The organism is Gordonia sp. BP-119 (assembly GCF_016924115.1).
In the GTDB taxonomy this organism is placed as follows: domain Bacteria; phylum Actinomycetota; class Actinomycetes; order Mycobacteriales; family Mycobacteriaceae; genus Gordonia; species Gordonia hongkongensis.
The window spans coordinates 45,334-65,631 of sequence record NZ_JAFFZF010000035.1 but is presented as its reverse complement, the minus strand read 5'-3'; the positions used below and the strand labels follow the sequence as shown (position 1 = coordinate 65,631).

Annotated in this window: 19 protein-coding genes; 7 read left to right on the top strand and 12 right to left on the bottom strand. The window is 68.6% G+C overall.

Annotated features, from left to right (window positions below):
• Positions 1 to 127 precede the first annotated feature (127 nt).
• Together JW364_RS18535 and JW364_RS18530 are read right to left on the bottom strand one after the other, a co-directional pair.
• Positions 128 to 2,029: an alkyl/aryl-sulfatase gene (locus JW364_RS18535; protein WP_205333966.1), complete on the bottom strand. Its 1,902-nt coding sequence runs from the start codon at positions 2,027 to 2,029 to the stop codon at positions 128 to 130.
• A gap of 111 nt (positions 2,030 to 2,140) precedes the next feature.
• Positions 2,141 to 3,133, bottom strand: a complete 993-nt coding sequence (locus tag JW364_RS18530) for a TIGR00341 family protein (RefSeq protein ID WP_065631445.1) — start codon at positions 3,131 to 3,133, stop codon at positions 2,141 to 2,143.
• A gap of 119 nt (positions 3,134 to 3,252) precedes the next feature.
• On the opposite strand from JW364_RS18530, the gene JW364_RS18525 reads away from it, so the two are divergent.
• Positions 3,253 to 4,368, top strand: coding sequence for an ADP-ribosylglycohydrolase family protein (locus JW364_RS18525; protein ID WP_165629575.1), 1,116 nt, complete (start codon positions 3,253 to 3,255; stop codon positions 4,366 to 4,368).
• Positions 4,369 to 4,750: 382 nt separating this feature from the next.
• Here JW364_RS18525 and JW364_RS24675 read toward each other — a convergent pair whose 3' ends face one another.
• Positions 4,751 to 5,026 carry a hypothetical protein gene (locus JW364_RS24675; RefSeq protein WP_341276031.1) on the bottom strand — a complete coding sequence of 92 codons (276 nt, stop codon included), beginning with the start codon at positions 5,024 to 5,026 and terminating at the stop codon, positions 4,751 to 4,753.
• Positions 5,027 to 5,477: 451 nt separating this feature from the next.
• Between JW364_RS24675 and JW364_RS24275 the strand changes: the two genes are divergently transcribed.
• Positions 5,478 to 5,804 (top strand): hypothetical protein, encoded by a 327-nt coding sequence (locus JW364_RS24275; RefSeq protein ID WP_240199300.1) that lies wholly within the window; start codon positions 5,478 to 5,480, stop codon positions 5,802 to 5,804.
• 196 nt (positions 5,805 to 6,000) lie between these two features.
• Positions 6,001 to 6,807, top strand: a complete 807-nt coding sequence (locus JW364_RS18515) for an MFS transporter (RefSeq protein ID WP_165629576.1) — start codon at positions 6,001 to 6,003, stop codon at positions 6,805 to 6,807.
• Here JW364_RS18515 and JW364_RS18510 read toward each other — a convergent pair.
• The 8 genes from JW364_RS18510 to JW364_RS18475 form a co-directional block, all read right to left on the bottom strand.
• A complete protein-coding gene (locus JW364_RS18510) occupies positions 6,716 to 8,116 on the bottom strand; it encodes an amidohydrolase family protein (protein ID WP_165629577.1) in 1,401 nt (466 codons plus the stop codon). The two genes, JW364_RS18515 and JW364_RS18510, sit on opposite strands and share 92 nt — an antisense overlap.
• Positions 8,113 to 8,724 carry a pyridoxal 5'-phosphate synthase gene (locus tag JW364_RS18505; protein ID WP_165629578.1) on the bottom strand — a complete coding sequence of 204 codons (612 nt, stop codon included), beginning with the start codon at positions 8,722 to 8,724 and terminating at the stop codon, positions 8,113 to 8,115. The genes JW364_RS18510 and JW364_RS18505 overlap by 4 nt, the downstream gene beginning before the upstream one ends.
• Positions 8,721 to 9,521 carry a creatininase family protein gene (locus JW364_RS18500; protein ID WP_058249771.1) on the bottom strand — a complete coding sequence of 267 codons (801 nt, stop codon included), beginning with the start codon at positions 9,519 to 9,521 and terminating at the stop codon, positions 8,721 to 8,723. Before JW364_RS18500 ends, JW364_RS18505 begins: the two co-directional genes overlap by 4 nt.
• Positions 9,518 to 10,849 carry an FAD-binding oxidoreductase gene (locus tag JW364_RS18495; RefSeq protein ID WP_205333965.1) on the bottom strand — a complete coding sequence of 444 codons (1,332 nt, stop codon included), beginning with the start codon at positions 10,847 to 10,849 and terminating at the stop codon, positions 9,518 to 9,520. The genes JW364_RS18500 and JW364_RS18495 overlap by 4 nt, the downstream gene beginning before the upstream one ends.
• Entirely contained in the window at positions 10,846 to 12,024 is a 1,179-nt protein-coding gene (locus tag JW364_RS18490; protein WP_205333964.1) for an ABC transporter substrate-binding protein, read from the bottom strand. Before JW364_RS18490 ends, JW364_RS18495 begins: the two co-directional genes overlap by 4 nt.
• A 147-nt stretch (positions 12,025 to 12,171) precedes the next feature.
• Positions 12,172 to 13,077: an ABC transporter permease gene (locus JW364_RS18485; RefSeq protein WP_165629580.1), complete on the bottom strand. Its 906-nt coding sequence runs from the start codon at positions 13,075 to 13,077 to the stop codon at positions 12,172 to 12,174.
• A complete protein-coding gene (locus JW364_RS18480) occupies positions 13,074 to 13,844 on the bottom strand; it encodes an ABC transporter ATP-binding protein (RefSeq protein ID WP_068970682.1) in 771 nt (256 codons plus the stop codon). The genes JW364_RS18485 and JW364_RS18480 overlap by 4 nt, the downstream gene beginning before the upstream one ends.
• The gene (locus JW364_RS18475) at positions 13,844 to 15,178 is read right to left on the bottom strand and encodes an amidohydrolase family protein (RefSeq protein WP_165629581.1); all 1,335 of its coding nucleotides are present in this window, start codon (positions 15,176 to 15,178) and stop codon (positions 13,844 to 13,846) included. Before JW364_RS18475 ends, JW364_RS18480 begins: the two co-directional genes overlap by 1 nt.
• Positions 15,179 to 15,390: 212 nt before the next feature.
• Between JW364_RS18475 and JW364_RS18470 the strand changes: the two genes are divergently transcribed.
• The 3 genes from JW364_RS18470 to JW364_RS18460 are packed head-to-tail and all read left to right on the top strand — an operon-like array spanning position 15,391 to position 18,352.
• Positions 15,391 to 16,050: a helix-turn-helix domain-containing protein gene (locus JW364_RS18470; protein WP_058249777.1), complete on the top strand. Its 660-nt coding sequence runs from the start codon at positions 15,391 to 15,393 to the stop codon at positions 16,048 to 16,050.
• Positions 16,051 to 16,067: 17 nt separating this feature from the next.
• Entirely contained in the window at positions 16,068 to 17,033 is a 966-nt protein-coding gene (locus tag JW364_RS18465; RefSeq protein ID WP_068970684.1) for a PDR/VanB family oxidoreductase, read from the top strand.
• Positions 17,030 to 18,352 carry an amidohydrolase family protein gene (locus JW364_RS18460; protein ID WP_068970685.1) on the top strand — a complete coding sequence of 441 codons (1,323 nt, stop codon included), beginning with the start codon at positions 17,030 to 17,032 and terminating at the stop codon, positions 18,350 to 18,352. Before JW364_RS18465 ends, JW364_RS18460 begins: the two co-directional genes overlap by 4 nt.
• A 205-nt stretch (positions 18,353 to 18,557) precedes the next feature.
• On the opposite strand, the gene JW364_RS18455 is transcribed toward JW364_RS18460, so the two are convergent.
• Positions 18,558 to 19,034 (bottom strand): cupin domain-containing protein, encoded by a 477-nt coding sequence (locus JW364_RS18455; RefSeq protein ID WP_058249779.1) that lies wholly within the window; start codon positions 19,032 to 19,034, stop codon positions 18,558 to 18,560.
• A gap of 164 nt (positions 19,035 to 19,198) precedes the next feature.
• Here JW364_RS18455 and JW364_RS18450 point away from each other — a divergent pair, with 164 nt between their 5' ends.
• On the top strand, positions 19,199 to 20,287 hold the full coding sequence (locus tag JW364_RS18450; protein ID WP_065631450.1) for an alpha/beta hydrolase family protein: 1,089 nt from the start codon (positions 19,199 to 19,201) through the stop codon (positions 20,285 to 20,287).
• Positions 20,288 to 20,298: the final 11 nt, after the last annotated feature.

Here is a 20,298-nt window from a genome sequence, read left to right as displayed (position 1 = left end):
GACCGAGTTCACATCCAGAAACTCACCCTGACGATCCGGCTCACCCTGCATACCCACCAGGATCCCAGCCCACCAGGCAAACCCGCTCACCCCACACCGAAACGACACCGACTATTTCAGCAGTCTCCTAGGGTGTCACGATCGCGAAATCGGGATCCGGGTCGTCCAGGTAGCCGGCGAGTTCGCCGAACGCACTCGGATCACCGTCGACGCCGACGTCGCCCGCTTCGACGGCCGTACCGAGATCCACGACCCCCAGAAGCAGCATCAGCAGGGTCTGCTTGGTCACGGTGAACGTCGCTGCGACGCGGTCGTCAGCGCTTGCCTGATCCACGTCGAAATGGACCAGGAGGCCGTTGCGCAGCTCCGACCGGTGGCGTCGGTCGGCGTCGGTGATGTGCCAGTCGAGGACGAGGTGGGCGTCCCAGGCCGCCGGCCCGTCGACTCGCAGGGCGACGGCGTCGAAGAGCTGATCGACCGACAGGGCGGCGACGATGTCCGTGGCCGCCGTCGTAGTCGGCGTCCCGACGGGTCCGTGGCGCAACTCGTACGCCCCCATGAGGTAGAAGTTGCGCCACGTGCCGTTCTCCGAGCCATAGCCGAGCTGTTCGAGCGTGTCCGCTTGGAGACTCCGCGCCTCCTCGTGCGCCGGGTCGGCGAAGACGACGTAGTTCAGGACCTGTGCGACCCAGCGGAAGTCGCCCGCCTCGAACGACCGGCGGGCCTTCTGTACCACCTCGTCCGCGCCGCCCATGAACTCGACGTGCCGCGTCGCGGATTCCACCGGCGGATGTTCCCAGAGGTGCGCCGGATTCCCGTCGAACCATCCCATGTAACGCTGGTAGATGGCCTTGACGTTGTGGCTCACCGAGCCGTAGTAGCCATGTGTGTGCCAGGCGTTCTCGAGTGCCGGGGGCAATCGGATGTCCTCGGCGATCTCGAGACCGGTCCGGCCCTTGTTGAGCTGCCGAAGGGTCTGATCGTGGAGGTATCCGTAGAGGTCGCGCTGGAGGGACAGGAACTCCGTGAGCTCCGCGGTGCCCCATGTCGGCCAGTGATGCGACGCGAAGAGCACGTCGGAGCGCGCCGCGAAATCGTTGATCGCCTCTGTCAGGTAGCGCGACCACACGTGCGGATCACGGACCAGGGCACCCCGCAACGTGAGCAGATTGTGCAGGGTGTGGGTGGCGTTCTCGGCCATACAGAGCGCGCGCATCTGCGGAAAGTAGAAGTTCATCTCGGCCGGTGCCTCGGTGCCGGGCGTCAGCTGGAATTCGATGGTGACCCCGTCGATGGTCTCGACCTGTCCGGTGGTGGTGATGTCGAGGGTCGGGGCGATCAGGGTCGCCGTGCCGGTGGACGTGGACTGGCCGAGGCCCGCGCCGATCGCACCGCGCGGGCCCCTCGGCAGCGCGGCCCCGTACATGTACGCCGCGCGCCTGCCCATCGCCGTTCCCGCGTAGACGTTCTCGGCGACCGCGTGCTCGACCATGCCTGCGGGCGCGATGATCTGGCACTCGCCGGCGTCGACGGCCTCCTGGGTGGTGACTCCTTTGACGCCGCCGAAATGATCGATGTGCGAGTGCGTGTAGATGACGGCGGTGACCGGACGATCGCCACGATGCTCCCGATAGAGGCGGAGGCCGGCGGCCGCGGTTTCCTGTGAGATCAGTGGGTCGATGACGATGACGCCGGTGTCGCCCTCGACGACGGTCATGTTCGACAGGTCCAGGCCGCGGATCTGGTAGATCCGATCTGTCACCTCGAAGAGGCCTTGTCGGGCAACGAGACCCGACTGCCGCCACAAGCTGGGATGGGCGGTCGCAGGCGCCTCCTCGGCGAGGAAGGAGAATTCATCGCAATCCCACACCGGCTTCCCGTCCTGGCCGGCGATGGCGGGGGGATCGAGTTCGGCGACGAGTCCGCGCGTGGCGGCGTCCAGGTCGTGGGTGTCCTGGAACGGGAGGTGATCGTGGGCGGACGAATTCGCCTGTGCCACAGCAGGGGATGCGTCTCGAGAGAGAGCCATGTGCTTGACCTCGTCGGTTCTCGGTTGAGTGCGTACGGTGACGTTCTCGGTGAGCGATGCGTACGTACCACTCTGTCAGAAGCGCGGATGCCTCGCCGGGGTTCGGCACGCTCAGTTGACACCCGACCGCTCGCCGACGGTGTGGACGACGACGACCTCGGGGTCCCAGGGGACCAACTCGTCGACCGTCGTTTGGAGCTCGTCGATCGGCGGCAGGTCCTGTGGGGCGAGCACACTGACGGTGACCGTACTGCCGGTCCAGCTGACACCGGTGACCTCGGACGAGTCGTTCCCGCCCGATCCGAGCCACGACTCCGCCGCGGTCGCGATCTGCCGGGACCACAGTGACGAGAGCGAGTTCGCGACCATCGGGACGGTGACGACGACGAGAGCTACGGCCAGTGCCGCGTAGGCCCGGCGTCGAGGGGCCCTCGGATGTTCCGCACCGGCGAGATCGGCGGCCTCTCGGCCATAGCCTGCGATCGTCAACACGACGAGGCTCGTGATGATCATCGCGACCACGTTCGACGCGAACAGCACGAAGGCGCCCAGTGCGAGCGACGGGGCTCCCGACCCCAGGCAGACGCCGACGACCCCGAGTGGCGGCACCAGGGAGATGGCGATGGCCACGCCGGGCAGCACATCACCGACGTCGCGACGGGTGATGGCGATCGCGCCGACGAGGCCGGTGGCGAGGGCGGCCAGGAGGTCGACGAGCGTCGGTGACGTCCGGCCCAGCACCTGTGAGTTGGAGAGCACGTTCGTCGGATTGGGTAGCAACTGAGCGAACACGACGCCCAGGATCGTCACCAGGATGACCCCGGCGATCACGTAACCGACACTCGCGAGCATGAGTCGACCACGGCCGGTGGCGATTCCGAGTCCGATGCCGAGGATCGGTGTCGACAGCGGCGCGACGATCATCGCCCCGATGACGGTCGCCGTGCTGTCGGCGACGACTCCCGAGACCGCGATGACGCCGGACAGCGTGAGCATCAACCAGAAGGCGCTGCGTTTGGCGGTGCGGTCGCCGACGGAGAAGTCGAGGCGCTCGACGATCTCGTCCAGGCTGCGACGCTGTGAACCGGGGATGAGGGAGAGCACGATCGGAGCCCCTTCGTCTCGAGGTCCTCTGAAAGTACCCGTTCGCGGTCCGCTGTCCAGCAGAGTCGGCGCAACCGTGTGACCATGGATGAACGCCGGGGAAAGCACAGGGGGCGAACATGGATCGGTTCACCGGATGTCTGCTCGCCGGTGCTGCCGGCGACGCGCTGGGCGGGGCAGTCGAGTTCTCGACTCGGGACGCGATCCTGGAGAGGTTCGGACCCGCGGGCATCACCTCCTACTCCGAGGCGTACGGCGGCCTCGGCACCATCACCGACGACACCCAGATGACGCTGTTCACTGCGGAGGGTCTGCTGCGCGCCTGGGCCCGCGACTGCGCGGGAGGCATCTCCTGCTACGCGGCCACGACGGCCCGCGCATACCTGCGGTGGTTCATCACGCAGGGCGGCCATCCGCGGCACGGCGTGCTGGCGACGACCGAACGGTCCAGCTGGCTGGCAGGGCACCAGCAGTTGCACAGCCGACGGGCACCCGGCACCACCTGTCTCGAGGCGCTCCGGGTGACCACTCGTCCGGGCGTCTCGGCCGACAACGACAGCAAGGGCTGCGGAGGTGTCATGCGGGTGGCGCCGGTCGGTTTGTTCGCGGCCCGCGCGGACTGGTCTGCCGCAGGCACTTTCGACCTCGCGACCACACTCGCGGCGCTCACCCACGGCCATCCCTCCGGTTCGCTTCCCGCCGGCGTTCTCGCGGTCGCGGTTCGCGAGCTGATCGTCGGGGCCGGCCTGCCGGAGGCGCTGGCGACGGCGAAAGGCATCCTCCGGAATCGTTCCGGTCACGAGGAGACCCTCACCGCCCTCGAGGCCGCGGAAAGCCTTGCCGGTTCGGGCCTGTCCCACGAGGCGGCGATCACGCGCCTCGGCGAGGGCTGGGTCGGAGAGGAGGCGCTCGCGATCGCCGTCTACTCCGCGCTGGTGGCCGACGACCTCGAGGACGCGGTGATCATCGCGGTCAATCACGACGGCGACTCGGACTCCACCGGCGCGATCGTAGGCAACCTGCTGGGTGCGCGCGACGGGGTCGAGGCCATCCCACCGCGCTGGCTGGAGCCCCTCGAACTGCGCGACGTCATCGTCGAGATGGCGGGCGATCTACACGAGTTCGTGGACTGGGACATCACCGAGACCGATGAGCCGGCCGGGTCGGGCAGTTGGGTCGAGAGGTACTGGGGACCCCGCCCGAGGGCGACTCCGGACCTTCGCCCGGTGGGCTGAGTCTCCGGCGCGACCGGCGCCATCGTCGTCACCCGCCAGAACGTGGCAGGTCAGCGCCTCGGCGTCGGGGCGACGAGGTGCGCAATACGACGGCCACGACGGGGTTGCCCGATGGTCACAGAGGTCGGTTTGAGTTCTCCCCATGGCAATCGCTCTGAGATCCGACCGTGGAATCCGTGTGCTCGCAGGCGCTTCCGGGGTCGGGTGCATTCTCGCCATCTGCGGCTCGAATGCGATGACGCCACTGCTCCCGGGATACATGGACACCCTTGAGTTCGGGCCCGCCGCGGCGTCGGTGCTGTTCGCCACCTACTTCATCGCCCTGATCATCATCCTGTTGATCTCGGCTCGCGGCCCGCTCATCCGGCACAGCCGCACGGTGTTACCGCTCGCTCTCCTCGCGGCGATCGTCGGCGACCTCCTGCAGATCGTCGGCGCATCGGTCGACGTGCTGCTGTTCCCGGGACGGTTCCTCACCGGGGCGTCGGTGGGCCTGAGCACGGGCGCCGCCGCGGCGATCATGGTGGCCGCCCGCGGCGAACGGGGTCGTGCGTTCATCGCCTCCGGTTCGCTCATCGGCGCCGGAAGCGGGCTGGTCGCGGCCATCGCGATAGCCGTGTTCCTGCCCTGGCAGCTGGTCACGGTGTACGCGATCCACGCCGCGGCGACCGCGGTATGCCTGATCGTCTTGCTCGTCGGTCTGCGTCTGGCTCCCGGTTTGCTTGCGTATGGCAATGATTCGTCGACGGACGATGGCTCAGCGCCGCAGTCGACACACGCTCACACCGGCGACCTCGACGTCCACAACGGCGACCTCGACGTTGCGGGTACGCGTCGTCGAGATCCCGGTGCCTATCTGGTCGGCACGCTGGCGTGGGCGATCGGGGCGCTCGCGGTGGGCGCGATGCCCGCCGCGATCCTCGCCACCGGAGCGAGCGACTCGCTCCTCGTGGCCCAATGTGTCGGTGGCGCATGTCTGTTGGTCTCGATGGTCGCGAGTCTCGCCGGCGTGGGGGTGCGGCTCGTCACGACGCTACCGGCGGTCGGGGTGCTCCTGGTCGTCGGATGGTCGACGGCGGTGGTGGGTCTCGTCCTCGGCCGGCCAGGACGTGATCGTCCTGGGTACGGTCGTCGGCGGGATCGGTCAGGCCGGGGGGTACCGAGTGGCGCTCGCCGCTGTCACCCGCGGTCTCGGCGCCGTCGAGCAGGGCCGTGTGGCATCGCGGTTCTCCGCCTTAGCCTACAGCGGTGCGGGTGTGATGGTGGTGCTCGACGGTGTCGCCGGCCAGGCAGTCGGGACCCTCGGTGGCGCCATCGTCACCGGCGTCGTCTACGCGGCCGTCGCCATCGGTCTGGTCGTTCGACGAACCTTTCCGCGCCCCGATCCGAAAGTCCGCAGTACCGCAGGTGTGATGGCGGCTTCCCAGAATCGATGACTGGGCCGATACGCGCCGGCGACCGACAGACTTCAACTCGACCGGCAGACTTCGATCGAGGTCTAGGAGTCGAGTTGAAGTCCGGCGGTCCGCAAGCTCCGGGCGCACCTCGGGAGCCGGGGGTGATCGGGGTGCTTCGCTCCCACCCGAGCACGTTCGCGGCGCAAACGGGACACTGGTGCCTACGTTGGATCACATGACACCCACACGCATCTCCGGTCCGATCACCTGGCTTGCCGTGTTCCTGGCGGTCGCGCAGGTGGCCGCGCCCGTGGTCCCGTTCTCCGGCTTCGGCGCCTCGCCCAACGAGTCGACCACTGACCTGTTGATCACCCCGGCGGGCTGCACGTTCTCGATCTGGAGTCTCATCTACCTGCTGTCGCTTGTATTCGCCATTGCCGTGGTGTGGAAAGGTGCCACCGGGACCGACGACCCGCGGCGTCTGCTCATCGACCTCGAAGTCGCGTTCGCCGGCGCTGCGCTGTGGATTCTGGTGTCGGCCGCGGAGTGGACGTGGGTGACACCGATCGTGCTGACGGTCATGACGGTGGTCCTGCTCGACGCCGCCCGCATCGCCGCGAGACCGGCCGACGACGCGGCGCCCCGGTGGCTCATCGTCCTGACCCGCATCCTCGTCGGTGTCTATGCGGCCTGGGCCACCGCGGCGGTCTTCCAGAACTGGGCCGCCGCGATCGGTGCCGACCTCGCCGATCCGCAGTCCCTGGGATGGCAGCTGACCATCCTGCTCGCATGCGCCCTGCTCGGCCTGGCCGTCACTGCCGCCGTCGGGTCGGTGCTCGTCGCATACCCACTGACCCTGATCTGGGCGTTCGTCGGGATCACCGTCGCCGCCCTCGGCGAGACGGCGGCGGTCGTCGGCGTCGCGGTCGCGACGATCGTGGCGCTGGTGGTCACGACGGCGGTGATGATGGTGTCGCGGCGGCGGGTGGGCGCACCGCATGGATCCCCGACTGCGCCGCTGACGCGATCATCCGCTCGGTGAGTTCGAAATCGGCCTGTGCGCGCAGCGGATCGGCCACGTCGCGGTCCCACATCGTGCGGCCACCCACCACGACCTCGCGTAGGTTGCGCAGTCCGCAACCGAGCACGTAGGTGGCGACGGGGTCCCAGATCGGGCCGAGGTGGGGGGACCGGGGATCGACGACGAGGAGGTCCGCGAACTTCCCGACCTCCAGCGAACCGACCTTGTCGGCCACGCCCATCGCCGACGCCGACCCGAGCGTGTGCAGGGTGAGCATGTCGACGGGGGTGAGAACCGCGGCGTCGCTGTGCTTTCCGCGCTGCAGGAACAAACCGGTGCGCATGTTCTCGAACGGGTCCGACACGTCGGTGCACGACTGGTCGTCCACACCGACGCCGACGGTCACCGAATCCCGGAGCAGACGGGGGATGTCGGCGATGCCGGAACCGAGCCGACCGTTCGACATCGGCTGCCACACCACCGCCGACCCCGTGTCGCGCACACGCGCGACCATGTTCTCGGTCGGGTGCACGAAGTGTCCGAAGGCGAAGCCGGGGCCCAGAACGCCTGCGGCGTCGTACCAGTCGAACTTCGACTGCTGGATCTCGATCTGCTCGGCAGTCTCGACGAAGTGCGCCTGATTGGTGATCCCGTACCGGTCCATCAGTGCCCGTTCGCGTTCGGCGGTCGCCTGCGACGACGACCACTGCACCGAGCCGTAGACCGAACCACCCAGATCGAGGTCGCGGTCGACAGTCGTCAGGTGGGTCATCACCTCGTCGAAACCGGCGAACGCGGCGTCCTCGCCGAGTTGCTCGTCGTCGAGTCGCACACTGGTGACGAATCGGATCCCGGTGGCCGCCAAGCCGTCCACCTGGGCGGTGACGAACTCCGGAGAATGCACCCGAGCCGCCTTGAGGACGGACTCCTCGTAGTCGAAGAGTGCCAGGACGCGGGACTGGGTGAAGTTGTACACGGAGGTGATTCCCGAGGACAGGTGATCGAGCCCGCCGGCCAGCGTCATCCAGTACAGGTCCTGCGCTTCGGCGCCGAGCAGCATCGTGCTGTTCAGCGTGACCCATTCATAAAGTGGGCTGTTGGGCGCCACCCCGCGCATCCCGCCGGTGTAGATGTGACTGTGTGCCGAGACGAAACCGGGTGCGAGGAAGGCGCCGTCGAGATCGTGGCGGGGGAGCGGTGCGTCGGCCGGCGGTGAGCCCTCGCCCATCCCGGAGATCCGGCCGTCCTCGCCCACCGACAGCCATCCCCAGAACCAGGGCCTATCGCCGCTGACCGGCAGTACGAGGGCGTTGTGGTAAGTGCCGGTCATCCCGGTAGAACCTCCGAATTCCAATGATTTCCGTTGTCGGTGAACCGTACTCGCTGCGACGGCCCGTCCGGGTCGCCGCGCCAGAAGGTGATCTCCCGCAAGTCGACGGCGTACCCGGTCCAGGTGGGCGGTGCGGTCAGTCGCGGGTGGGCCGAGTCGTAGTCGGACCATCGCCGACGCCGCTCCTCGGGTGGCAATGCGGCGAGGTCGTCGTCGTTCAACCATGCCAGGAGTTGCAGGTACCGGGAACGGCGCGAGTAGGCCTCGGACAGTTCGTCGTCCGACGCTCGCCGGACGTCACCGTGCGCGACGACCTGCCGGCCGACGGCGGGCCAGGCGATCGCGATCGAGGCCCGGGGGTTGTCGGCGAGTTCGGCCACCTTGGCCGACCGGCTGTCGGTGTGGAAGTAGACCGCGGTGTCGTCGGCCTCGGTGATCAGCACGTGTCGGACCCGGGGATAACCGTCGGGGCCGCACGTCGCCAGTGCCATCAACGGCCGTGGCTCGTCCGACGGGGGAAGCCAGTTCCGCAGCAGCGTCATCGGGTGGACCGAGAGCTGATCCGCGCTCGCGCAATCGGTTCCGAACCCGGTACCGCTGGTGATCAACGCCCCACCCGGCCCGGGTCGAAGGTGGCGATCTCCGGCAGCGCGGCGACCAGGTCCTCGACGCGCTCGTCGAAAAGCTTCGCGCCGATCGAGGCGTCGGCTCCAGTGGGGTCGCCGATCACCCCCGACTCGGCGAAATCGGTGGACAGCCAACCGAATCGGACGGTGCCGGCGAAACCGACGTGCCCGGCGTCGGCGACCGCGTCCGCCACCGTCGCGACCGCCTTGTCCATGTGCACGAGATCCGGCCGGAGGTGCAGCATCATCGAGGTCTCCGCCCAGCCCGCGTGGATACCGAGTCCGCGCTCGGTGGGACCGGGGTGACCCGGGCCGGAGGAAAAGAAGGTCTGCAGGTCGAACCGTCGTCGGAGTTCGCGCGCGGCGACCTCGATCAGTGCGGAGTTGCCGCCGTGCGCGTTGAGGAACAGCACACGACGCGCCGGGGTCTGTGCGAGCGACGCCCCGATGTCGACGATCGTCTCGAACAGGGTGCTCGCCCGCAGCCAGATCGTGCCCGGGAGCCGCGAGTGCTCGTCGGATTTGGTGTAACCCAGCGCCGGCAGGAGCCAGACATCGTGCCCCGCGGCGGCACCGCGGTCCACGACGGCCTCGGCGACCGACTCCGCGACGATGAGATCGGTGGCCAACGGCAGGTGCGGGCCGTGCGGTTCGATTGCGCCCGTGGGTAGTACGAGAATCGAGTCCCGCGACAGGGTGGTGCCGATCTGTTCGGTGGTCAGCTCGGCATAACGCCGATGCGCGGCCGGGCGCGTCGTCCTGGTGGTCACCGTGTTCACATCCACCTTCCGGGATTGAGCAGACCCTTCGGGTCGGTCTGGTGCGCCAGCGCGCGGACGCGCTCGGCATCGAGATCGACGTACCACTGGTGCGGGGAGTGGACGCCGACCCCGAGATCCTCGAGTGCGGCGACGCCGTCGATGACCTGCTGCGGACTGCGGTAGATCCCGTTGAGCATCCCGAACATCATCTCGTGGCCGACCTCGAGATGCAGCATGCCGCCCTCGTACACCTTCTCCACCTCCTCGAGCCGGGTGACGAGTGCGTCCCCGCGTACCTCCATGTGGAACCACCTGTCCGGCTGCGACTTCTGCAACCACCACGTCGGGTGGTTGTAGGACAGCGTCGACAGCTTGACCGTCTCGGCGATGCCCTCGCGGACCGCTTCGACGCGGCCGCCGGCGGCGACGACCAGGTCGGTGGTCTCCGCCAATGCCCGGGCGTCGATGATCCCGCGCACGCTGGCGCGACCGCGGACGAGCGCGGGGTCGTCGGGCAGCGCCCCCGTGATGACGGGGCCGTCCGCGGACAGCAGACGCGGCTTCGGTTCGACCGCCGCCAGTCGGAGCGCCGCGTCGAACGCCTCGCGTGTGGAGCCGAAACTCGCGTACACGCAGCGCCATTCCTGCAGCGGTTCCACCCGGATGGTGGCGCCGACAATGATGCCGGCGACCCCGTAAGTGTGCACGAACGGGGTTGCGTCGTCGCCCTCGAGATGGACCACCTCGGCCTCGCCGGTCGCATGGACGACATCCAGTGCGTCGACGAACCCCTGATGGTTGCGGCCGTGCACGATCGTGCCGGTACCAGCCGAACCTCCCGCCAGGAACCCGCCGAGCGTCGACTGGACGGTCGACGGGTACATCCACAGCTGGCTGCCGTGCGACCATGCGGTCTGTTCCAGGTTGATCATCCGCGCGCCCGCCTGGGCGGTGACCGACCGGTCGGTGACGTCCCCGATCGCGGTCAGCGACGTCATGTCGAGGACGAGTCCGCCGAAGCGCGGGATGACCTGGCCGTAGTTCCCGGTTCCCTTGCCGCGCGTGGTGATCGGTACGCCGCGGGCGACCGCCGCGCGGACGATGTGGGGCACCGCGTCGGCCGTGCGTGGGTAGCACACGAGATCGGGTCGGCCGAGATCCTGCGCCGACAGGATCGGACTCATCCCCGAGCCGTCGCGGGCCGCGCGTTCGAGCGCGCGGGGAAGTGAGCTGATGCCGCGCGGGCCGACGATCGCGAGCAGGTCGTCGGCCAGCGCATCGACGTCCTCGGGGCCGAAGTCGGGGCGTCCCTCGTCGGTACCGACCGCGACCACCGGAGCGGTCATGACGGCAGGCCCACCGAGGTGTCGATGAAGCGGTTGGTCGCGATCGCCTCGGGCGTCAGGCCGTCGGCTGCGGGCGTGCCCTGCTCGGTGAAGATCGGCCCGGTCACCTCCATCACCCGGGCGACGCGCGCGGTGTCGAAGTTGCCGATCGTCGTGTCGGTGCCGTTGCTCACCAGGTTGAGGTCGGCCATCGTCTCCCGTGCGTAGTCGGCGTTCCGCTGGGAGTACACCCACCCCGTGTCGTACTGCTCGACGGCGTCGAGGATGACCGCGTCGGCCGCCTGCGGCGACGCCAGATAATCGACCGAACCGCGCTGCAACACCGGCACCAGCTGCTCGAGGCAGGCGGCGTTCTCTTCCAGTGCGTCCGAGCGAACCGCCACCGACGACTTGTAGGACGGGAAGCCGACGTCGTGGATCAGCTGGTACTTCACCGGCTTCTGCCAGCCCTCGACCTCTTCCTGGTAGACCTGTGGCTCGGAGCTGGCGAACCCCTGCTGGGCGGTCTTGCCGCCGTCGGAGACGAAGTTGGCCGGCGACCCGTCGTAGCTGCCGTCGACCTGCGCGGAGGAGAGGACGCCCGACCCGGTCAGGTAGTCCATGTAGGTGGCCCCCTCGAAGTACAGGACGCGCGCGTTCGCCGCCTTGAGGTCGGCGATCCCCTGGACCTGCGGGTAGGTGGCGGGATCCCACATGATCATCTGCGGACTGATGTCGAGCGGTGCCATGACCGCCGTCGTCGGGTTGTCCTTCGAGTTCTGGATGGCCTGATCAGTGTCGACGTAACCGAGGAGGATCTCCGGGTCGGAGTACATCTGCGAGGTCACCGACTGGAAGCCGATGGCGGGTCCGCCGGCCCGGATCTCGATGTCGACGCCGGTGTATTCGCCGCGGTCGAAGAGCGGACCGACGACGCGCTTGTTGCCGGCATTGATCGTGGGGTCGGGGCCGAGGAGTTGGTAGAGGTGGCCGTGTTCGGCCTCCGGGTTCCAGTCGGTCTGGATGACGACCTTGTCGGGACAGTTGGCGCTCAGGTCGACCGGGCCGACCGCCCCCGTGTAACCGGAGGATTCGGTGCTCTCCCCGGAACTGCATGCGGCGGTGAAGGCGAGGGCGGCGGCGACGACGGCGACACCGGTGGTCTTGGACAGGCGACGCCAGACGGGTGTGTTCATGAGATGAGTTCCTTTTCGGGCTGAGAGATTTCGGAAGTTGAATGGAGGATCATGGGGTGTCGACGACAGGGGACCCACCCGCTGGTTGAGCCGGCACCGAGCGAAGCGAGGAGCCGAGTCGAAACCACCCGGCGAGAGAAGATCAGGTCAGCGCTGGTACCAGCGTCCGACGATGCGGTTGCCGAGCCAGCCGAAGAACCAGAAGACGGCCACGCCGAGAAGTGAGGCGAGCACGATCGAGGCGAACAGTTCCTCGGCTTGCAGTCGCGACCGGTAGTTGTCGATCAGGATGCCGATGCCGGGATTGCCCTGCTTGAAGAAGAAGTCGCCCACGATGGCGCCGACCACCGACAGGCCCGCCGAGATGCGGAGACCGGCGAAGATGGCCGGCATGGCGGCGGGGAACTCCAGCTTGCGCAGGATGGTGACGCGGCTCGGATGGTGCAGGGCGAAGAGATCCCGCATCTGCCGGTCGACCGATCGCAGGCCGAACAGGGTGTTGGAGACGATCGGGAACAGCGAGATCAGTACACACACGAAAACCCGTGCACTGAAGCCGAATCCGAACCAGAATCCGACCAGGGGGACGAGCGCCAGGATCGGGACGCACTGCAGGACCACGGCATACGGGAAGAGGGCGTTCTCCATCAGCCGCGACTGCGACATGATCACCGCCCACGTGATGCCGATGATCGCGGCGATCGCCAGGCCGGTCAACGCGACAGTCGCCGTGCGGCTCAGGGCCTCCCACATCGCCTGGGCGGAGTCGCCCAGCAGTCCGTCGGTGACGACCTGGTGCGGGGGCGGCATCAGGAATCGACGGCCGGGATCGAGCACCGCGTAGCTGACGAGGTACCACGCGCCGATGACCAGCGCCAGCACGACGAGCGGTGCGGCCACTCCGACCATCTTCGAACGGGAACGGCCCCGTCGACCCGTGCGCGCGGCCACGGCGAGCTCGGTGGTCGAGCCCGGGTCGGGTGTACCGCCCTTGCCGGTTTTCGGGGTTCGCACGCCCGGGGCGGTCTCGGTGCCGGTGTCGGGGGCGCTCATGAATGTGCCTCTCGGAGTGCGCGGGAGATCCGGCCGGCGATCGTGCCGAACTCCGGCTCGAAACGCAGGTCGGGCGACCGGGGATAGTCGAAGGGGACCTCGATCTCGTCGACGATGGTTCCCGGCCGTCCCGACATCACCAGGACACGAGTGGACAGGAACGCCGCCTCGGCGACCGAGTGGGTGATGAACAGGCCGGCAAAGCGTTTGACGGCGAACAGCTCGGTCAGGTCGGTGCCGAGCCGTTCGCGGGTCAGTTCGTCGAGTGCGGCGAACGGCTCGTCGAACAGGAACAGGTCGGGATCGAGCGTCAGCGAGCGGGCCAGCGACACCCGCATCCGCATGCCGCCGGACAGCATGTGCGGCAGGTGCTTGTCGAACCCGGTCAGCCCGACCGTCTCCAGTGCCGCGCGAACTCGTTCGCGCCGTTCGGCTTTCGGTGCACCGTCGAGTTCACCGAGCAGTGCGACGTTGTCGGCCACGGTCCGCCACGGGAGCAGGGTGGCGTCCTGGAACACGTAACCGATCCGTTCGGCACCGCTCTGCAGGTAACCGTCGGTGATCGTCTCCAGTCCCGACGACAACCTCAGGAGGGTCGACTTGCCGCAACCCGATGGGCCCACGACGCTGACGAACTCGCCCTCCCGCACGGTCAGGTTCACGTCGCGGAGGGCGTGAGTGCCGTCCGGATAGGTGAGCTCCACGTGTTCGAAGCCGACGAGCGGGTGACCGAGTGCCGGTCTGGGGGTCGTTGCTGGTGAACTCATCATCTCTCCATGCCGACGGGGGACAGGCCCAGCGGTGATGCTGCGGCTGAGGACATTCCGGCCGGTGATGCTCCTGCCGGGGACGGAACCGGGAACGACGGGAACGCCGTCCAGGTGGTGGACTCGGTGCGTGCGACCGCCGTTCCGTTCACGATCACGACCCGGTCGGCCGGCGCGGTGGCGATGACCTCGGTGAGATCGGCGCCGCGGATGGCGACGAGGTCGGCGCGGGCTCCGACGACGGGGCCCGCGGGCTCCAGTCCGAGCACGGCACGTGCGTCGGAGGTGACGAGATCCGTTGCGGTGTCCGGGTTCTGATGTGCCGCGGTGATCAGCAGGGCGGCGGTCTCGAGCGGGTCGGCCCGGCCCACGGGATTGAACGGGTCGCGGATGTTGTCCGCACCACCGGCGACGCGGACGCCGTGGTCGCGCAGCACGTCGATCGGCGTGATGCCTCGTCGCCCCGCGGACGGGCCGGATCGGCCCTGGAGGTACAGGTTCGTCACCGGCAAGGCGACGACCGAGACACGGGCCCGTGCGAGCGCCCGTGCGACCCGTTGCAGGTCGGCGGCGGCCAGGGTGTCGAGGCGGCAACAGTGGCCGGCCGTGCGGATCCGGTCGTCGGGCCACTCGGCGACGCGGTCGGCGAAGGCCTCGATGGTCAGGTGGTCACCGTCGAGGAATTCATCGACGTGCAGGTCGGCGCCGATACCGCGCGCTTCGGCGAGGTCGAGCAGTCTCGTGAGCTCGGCGAGCGGGTCATCGGCGATGTGCGGGGCCCCGCCGACGAGGTCGACGCCGGCGTCGAGCGCGGCCTCGATGTGCGCGGTGGGCGTGAGTGGGCTCGCCAGGACCGCGACCTGGATGTCCATCAGTCCGCGCAGGTGCTCTCGGACCTCGGTGAGCACGCGGACGGCTCGCAGTGGGTCGTCGTGCGAGAGCACGTCGGCGTGGGTGCGCACCGCGGTGATGCCGTTGCGCAGCATGGACGAGGTCGCCCGGAGAGCGCGCGTCCGGAAGGACTGCTCATCGAGGGAGACGCTGCCGGCCCGCCAGGAGGCGATCGCGGCGTTGAGGTCGCCGCTCGGCGGTGACAACTCCGGCCACGACAGGGCCTTGTCCAGGTGGGCGTGGGGTTCGGCGGCGGGTGGGAGCAGCAGGTGGTCGCGGAGATCCAGCCAGTCGGCGGGATGTGGGACATCGGGAGAAAACGGTGTGACGGCGCGGACGCGGTGGATACCGTCGGCATCGGCGGACAGCTCGACATCGACCATTGACCCGTCGGCCAGTGATCCGGTGATGCCCGGCACGGGCGCTGTCTGCTGAGTCGGCATTGATGACACTTCCTCGAGAACATCGAAATGGCGTGCGACGGTGCACGACTGGGTCGGTGGTCCCGCTGTGGCTGGGGTCGGCGGGGTTGGGGCGGTTCGTGATACTTGTTGATCACGTCAACACGTCCGAATATAGGAATGCGCTGTTGCCACGACGTTAACCAGCGCTGCGGGCGTGTAACCATCGGTTCTGCAGGAAGGGTGTGAGCCACATGGCGCTCGACGAGCCGGACGTCGCGCAGGTGTCGCTGGGTGCCGAGATCCGCCGACGACGTAAGCAGCATGGCCTCACGTTGACGAATCTGGCTGCGCAGGCCGGTATCTCGCATCCGTTCTTGTCGCAGCTCGAGCGCGGATACGCGCGTCCGAGCATGACGACCCTGGAACGGATCGCCAGGGCGCTGGACACAACCCAGGTCAGTCTGATGCTGGCCGCGGACCCTGCGCACGTGGCGGGGGCACCGTCTCCGGCACCCGTCGGGACGCAACTGGTGCGTGCCGGCGAGGGCGCGATCCTTCCGCAGGCCGGCGACAACGCCGGATACGCCCGGTTGCTCGTTCGAGGAGACGCCGCGTTCTTCCCCCAGGAGCAGTTGTTGAACCGGCGGGACTACGGCGAGTACTTCCAGCACGAGCAGGACGAGTGGTTGCATGTCGTCGACGGCGAGGTCGAGGTCGACCTCGGCGACGGAAGTCTCCTCGAATTGCGAAGAGGCGACAGCCTTTACTACGCTGGCGGCATTCCCCACCGGTGGCGGCTCACCGGTTCCGAGGCCGCTCGGCTCGTCGTTGTCCAGGCGTCAACGCAGGTGTCGGAGATCCGCGACGGTGGGGGTGGTTCCCGTGGCTGGGAATCCCGGCGGAGATCGTAATACCTAGGAGATCTCCGATGTCTGTGTCAGCGAACGACCTTCGAGATGGACTGCGTGTCCGTGTGGTGTCACGGCGCCGGCTCGCCCGTCGGGTGGACGAATTCGTCCTCGCGCCGGTCGGTGTCGCCGCGCTGCCGTCGTGGACCGCTGGATCGCACGTCGATCTGCACACACCGGCCGGCCCGGTCAGACAGTACTCGTTGTGTTCCTCCCCTGACGACACGAGTACGTACCGGATCGCCGTCGAGCGGCGGATCGACAGCCGGGGCGGTTCGGACTCCGTGCACGACGACATCCAGGTGGGCGGCGAGGTGTGGATCAGCCCGCCGCGCAATCACTTCGCGCTGACACGTGCACTCGGTTATGTGTTCGTGGCCGGTGGTATCGGCATCACCCCCGTCCTCGCCCTCGTCGACGAGGCCCGCCGTACCGGGCGGCCGTGGCGGCTCGTCTACGTCGGACGGTCCCGGGCGGAGATGGCCTTCGTCGACGAGATCGAACCCAGGTACCCCGGACTGGTCACGATTCACGAGTCGGCCCACTCGGGGCGCCTGGATCTCGGTGGCGTCTTGGCCGGGCTCGCCCGCGGCACCGCCGTGTACACCTGCGGACCGCCGTCGATGCTGGAAGCCGTTGCGCAAGTGTGTGAGCCGCAACCGGCCGTGGATTCGTTCGCCGAGAAGTTCACCGCCACGACGACGCAGTCCGCGGCTGACGCGGAGTTCGAACTCTCCCTTGCCTTCTCGGGCGTGACGGTGACGGTGCCGCAGGATCGCACCATCCTCGACGTCTTGGACGGACGTGGGGTGGTGGCGCCGTCGTCGTGCCGCGAAGGTGTCTGCGGAACCTGTGAGACGGGGGTGGTCAGCGGCGAGGTGGACCACCGCGACTCGATCCTGTCGCCGGAGGAGCGGTCCGAGAACGAATCGATGATGATCTGCGTGTCGCGGTGTACGAGCGGTCGTCTGGTGCTCGAGCTGTGACGGTCACGGTGCTCACCGGCGCCGTGGCGGTCCTACGTGACGCGTCGATGGTCACGCGCGATCCGGTCGTGGTCGACGACCGGCGGATCGGGGCCGCGGTCGGCGGCCGGACCGCCGCGGACGAGGTCGTCGACGTCTCGGGGTGCGTCGTCACGCCCGGTCTCGTGAACGCGCACCACCATCTGCTGCAGACCGCGTTCCGGTCGCGTCCGGAGAGCCGGTCGGTACCGATGCCGCAGTGGCTCGGCCTGATGGCGCAACGCTATTCATCGGTCGGTGTCGACCCCGAGCTCGTCGCCGCGGCAGCGGCTGCCGGTCTCGCGGAATCCCTGCTGTGCGGTGTGACCACGGTCGCCGACCATCATCTGACCTGGCCCGGTGGTCAGGACCCGGTCGCGTTGGCCGGAGGGACCATCGATGCCGCCGCACGGGTCGGTGCGCGATTGGTCTTCGTCCGGGGCACTGCTCGCGACGACCCGCAAGCCGCAGCCACATCGGTCGAGGACATCCACCGAACCCATCTGGGTGCGGGGGCAACCGGCACGAGCGCGGACGGGATGCTGCAGCTGGCCGTCGGCCCGTCCGGCGTGCACAGCGACGGGCCGGAGACCTTCGCGACGCTCGGCGAGGTCGCATCCCGACTCGGCCTGCGTCGTCGTACGCAGGCGAACGAGCAGGTCGATGTGCAGGTCGCCGCGGAACGATATGGGCGGCGTCCCCTCGAGTTGCTCGACGAGTGGGGTTGGCTCGCCGACGACGTCACGCTGGCGCATCTGTGCGAGATCACCGACGACGAAGTGGCTCTGGTCGCGCGATCGGGAGCGTCTGCGACCCACGCGCCCGGGTGCGACGTGCCGATGGGATGGGGCGTCGCGCGGGTTGCGGCGCTCGTGTCCGCGGGTGTGCGGGTGGGACTCGGCACCAGCGGCGGCGGGAGCAACGACGCCGGGCACCTGCTCGCCGATGCCCGCCTGGCCGTTCAGGTCTCGGGATTGATCGGCGAACCCGTCACGGCCCGAGAGGTTCTCGCGATGGCGTCCGAGGGTTCGGCGGCAGGTCTCGGCCGCAGCGAGCTGGGGCACCTCCGGCCCGGTGCCGCCGCCGACCTCTGCGTGTGGGACTGCTCGGACGTCTTCGACGCCGGGGTCACCGACCCGGTCGACGGCCTGCTGTGGGCCGGCCCGGGCCGGCGACCCCGCGACGTCATGGTCGCAGGTCGGTGGGTGGTACGCGACGGAGAACTCGTGACCGCTGATTCACGTTCGCTCGCAGCCGACCTCGGGACACTGCTCGACTGGCGGCAGCGTTCTGCTCCCTGATCCGAGTGAACCACAGAACCGCTGGTCCGTTGGGTGCAGCGACGGCCTCCCTCTGCTCCCTGAGGTGCGAGCGAAGCGAGCCACGAAGGGCTTCGCAACATGCCTCACCAGGCCCTTCGTGGCTCGTCGCTATCGCTCCTCACTCCTCAGGGAGCAATGGGGTCGCTTCTTTCGGATCAGCAAGCAGGGGCTGGCTCGCCCGCCGTCAGGAAGTGGCCGTCGCACACGGCGGTGCGGGTGCGTCCTCGGACAGCGGCTTGTTCAGGGGCATCAGGTACAGGACGACAAGTACGACCGGGGTGGTCCCGAGATTGGTTCCCTCGTGGGTGTTCGCCTTGCCCCCGGGTTCGGCGATGATCTCGCCGGTCCGGTACACCACCGGCTTGCAGTCGGAGCCGGGGTGGGTAAGCGTGCCCTGCCGGACCAGTCCGTAGAGCGGGCCGTCGTGATAGTGCCACCCGGTGGTGCCGCCGGGGGCGATGGTGATCTCCCGGACCTCCACGTGTACGCCGTCGGGCACGAAGGGTAGGAGGTCGGCCGGGATGTCCGCCTTGGCCAGGCTGACCGCCGAGATTCCGGACGAGGGCGTGGAATTCGCCGTCCCCGACGACATCGCGAGCGGCGTCAGGAGAGCGGCCGCGGCGGCGAGCGTCGCGACGGCGGTGCGCAGGAGTGGTGTCATCGTCCGACCGTACGTCGGGCCGACCCACCTCATACCCGATTCGTCCGATTCTGTTGTGCAACAGTCCTGGACGATTGACCCGAACGGTCCTGGGTACAGAGCGGTGTGCATACGATGACGGGACCGAGTCGGTGATGATTCGGTACGAACTCGAGGAGCCGCGGATGTCTCGCTTGCCGAATGTCGTGGTCGTCGGCGTCGCCGTCCTGTCCATGGTGATGGGCGTGGCGGGTGTGCTCGTGCCCTCCGCGGGAACCGCGGCGGCGGACACCCTCACCGGTGTCCGATACGCCAAGGCGACGGCCGGCGCGCCATACCGGGAGACCTGGGTGTCGCCCCGCAATCTCGTGGTGTCGGTGTGGTCACGGTCGATGCAGACCCAGGTCCCGTCGCTCGTCCAGACGCCCGCGAACCGGAACCAGGCCGCTCCGGTGATGTACCTGCTCAGTGGATCGTCCGGGGGCGAGGACAACGACGACTGGACGCACGCCACCGACGCCAACGCGTTCTATGCCAACAAGAACGTGTGGACCGTGACCCCGATCGGCGGTGCCGCGAGCTACTACGCCGACTGGCGCCGCGTCGACCCGGCCGCGAACTTCCGGTTCGGCGTGAAGACGTCACGGCCCCTGCGGTGGGAGACCTTTCTGACCTCGGAGCTGCCCGCCGCCTTCGAGAACGCGCACGGGGGACGATCCGGCCCGGGACGCTCGCGCGGTGTCGCGGGGATCTCGATGGCGGGTACGGCGGTGCTGCGGATCGCCGAGAACCACCCGGGGTTCTACCGGGCGGTGGGCTCCTACTCGGGATGCGCCGACACCGCGTCGCCCACCGGGCAGTTGCTGTTGCGCAACGTGGCGTTCGTCCCCGGACTCGCCGACGCCAGCAACATGTACGGCCCGCCCGGGGACCCGCAGTGGGCAGCCCAGGATCCGGTGATCAACGCCTACAAGTTCGGGCGTCGCACCCCTGCCCTGTGGATCAGTGCGGCGACCGGATTGCCCGGTGCACACGACAATCTGTCCGACCGGCGGATCGCCGGCAACGTGGGGGAGCTCGCCGAACAGGTCGCGGCCGGCGGATTCGCCGAAGCGACCGCACGATCGTGCACGGTGACGATGGCAAACCGCCTCGCCGCGCTGCGCATCCCGGCCGTCGTCCGGCTCCCGGCGACCGGTACGCATTCCTGGGGGTACTGGGAGGACCAGATGCATGAGTCCTGGCCGATGTTCGCCCGCGCGCTCGGCGCGTGACGCCGCGGGAG

Excerpts from the sequence above, each read along its gene's own strand:
- JW364_RS18535 (WP_205333966.1), bottom strand. The coding sequence starts at position 2,029 with ATGGCTCTCTCTCGAGACGCATCCCCTGCTGTGGCACAGGCGAATTCG.
- JW364_RS18525 (WP_165629575.1), top strand. The coding sequence starts at position 3,253 with ATGGATCGGTTCACCGGATGTCTGCTCGCCGGTGCTGCCGGCGACGCG.
- JW364_RS18515 (WP_165629576.1), top strand. The coding sequence starts at position 6,001 with ATGACACCCACACGCATCTCCGGTCCGATCACCTGGCTTGCCGTGTTC.
- JW364_RS18510 (WP_165629577.1), bottom strand. The coding sequence starts at position 8,116 with ATGACCGGCACTTACCACAACGCCCTCGTACTGCCGGTCAGCGGCGAT.
- JW364_RS18495 (WP_205333965.1), bottom strand. The coding sequence starts at position 10,849 with ATGACCGCTCCGGTGGTCGCGGTCGGTACCGACGAGGGACGCCCCGAC.
- JW364_RS18490 (WP_205333964.1), bottom strand. The coding sequence starts at position 12,024 with ATGAACACACCCGTCTGGCGTCGCCTGTCCAAGACCACCGGTGTCGCC.
- JW364_RS18485 (WP_165629580.1), bottom strand. The coding sequence starts at position 13,077 with ATGAGCGCCCCCGACACCGGCACCGAGACCGCCCCGGGCGTGCGAACC.
- JW364_RS18480 (WP_068970682.1), bottom strand. The coding sequence starts at position 13,844 with ATGAGTTCACCAGCAACGACCCCCAGACCGGCACTCGGTCACCCGCTC.
- JW364_RS18475 (WP_165629581.1), bottom strand. The coding sequence starts at position 15,178 with ATGCCGACTCAGCAGACAGCGCCCGTGCCGGGCATCACCGGATCACTG.
- JW364_RS18470 (WP_058249777.1), top strand. The coding sequence starts at position 15,391 with ATGGCGCTCGACGAGCCGGACGTCGCGCAGGTGTCGCTGGGTGCCGAG.
- JW364_RS18465 (WP_068970684.1), top strand. The coding sequence starts at position 16,068 with ATGTCTGTGTCAGCGAACGACCTTCGAGATGGACTGCGTGTCCGTGTG.
- JW364_RS18455 (WP_058249779.1), bottom strand. The coding sequence starts at position 19,034 with ATGACACCACTCCTGCGCACCGCCGTCGCGACGCTCGCCGCCGCGGCC.
- JW364_RS18450 (WP_065631450.1), top strand. The coding sequence starts at position 19,199 with ATGTCTCGCTTGCCGAATGTCGTGGTCGTCGGCGTCGCCGTCCTGTCC.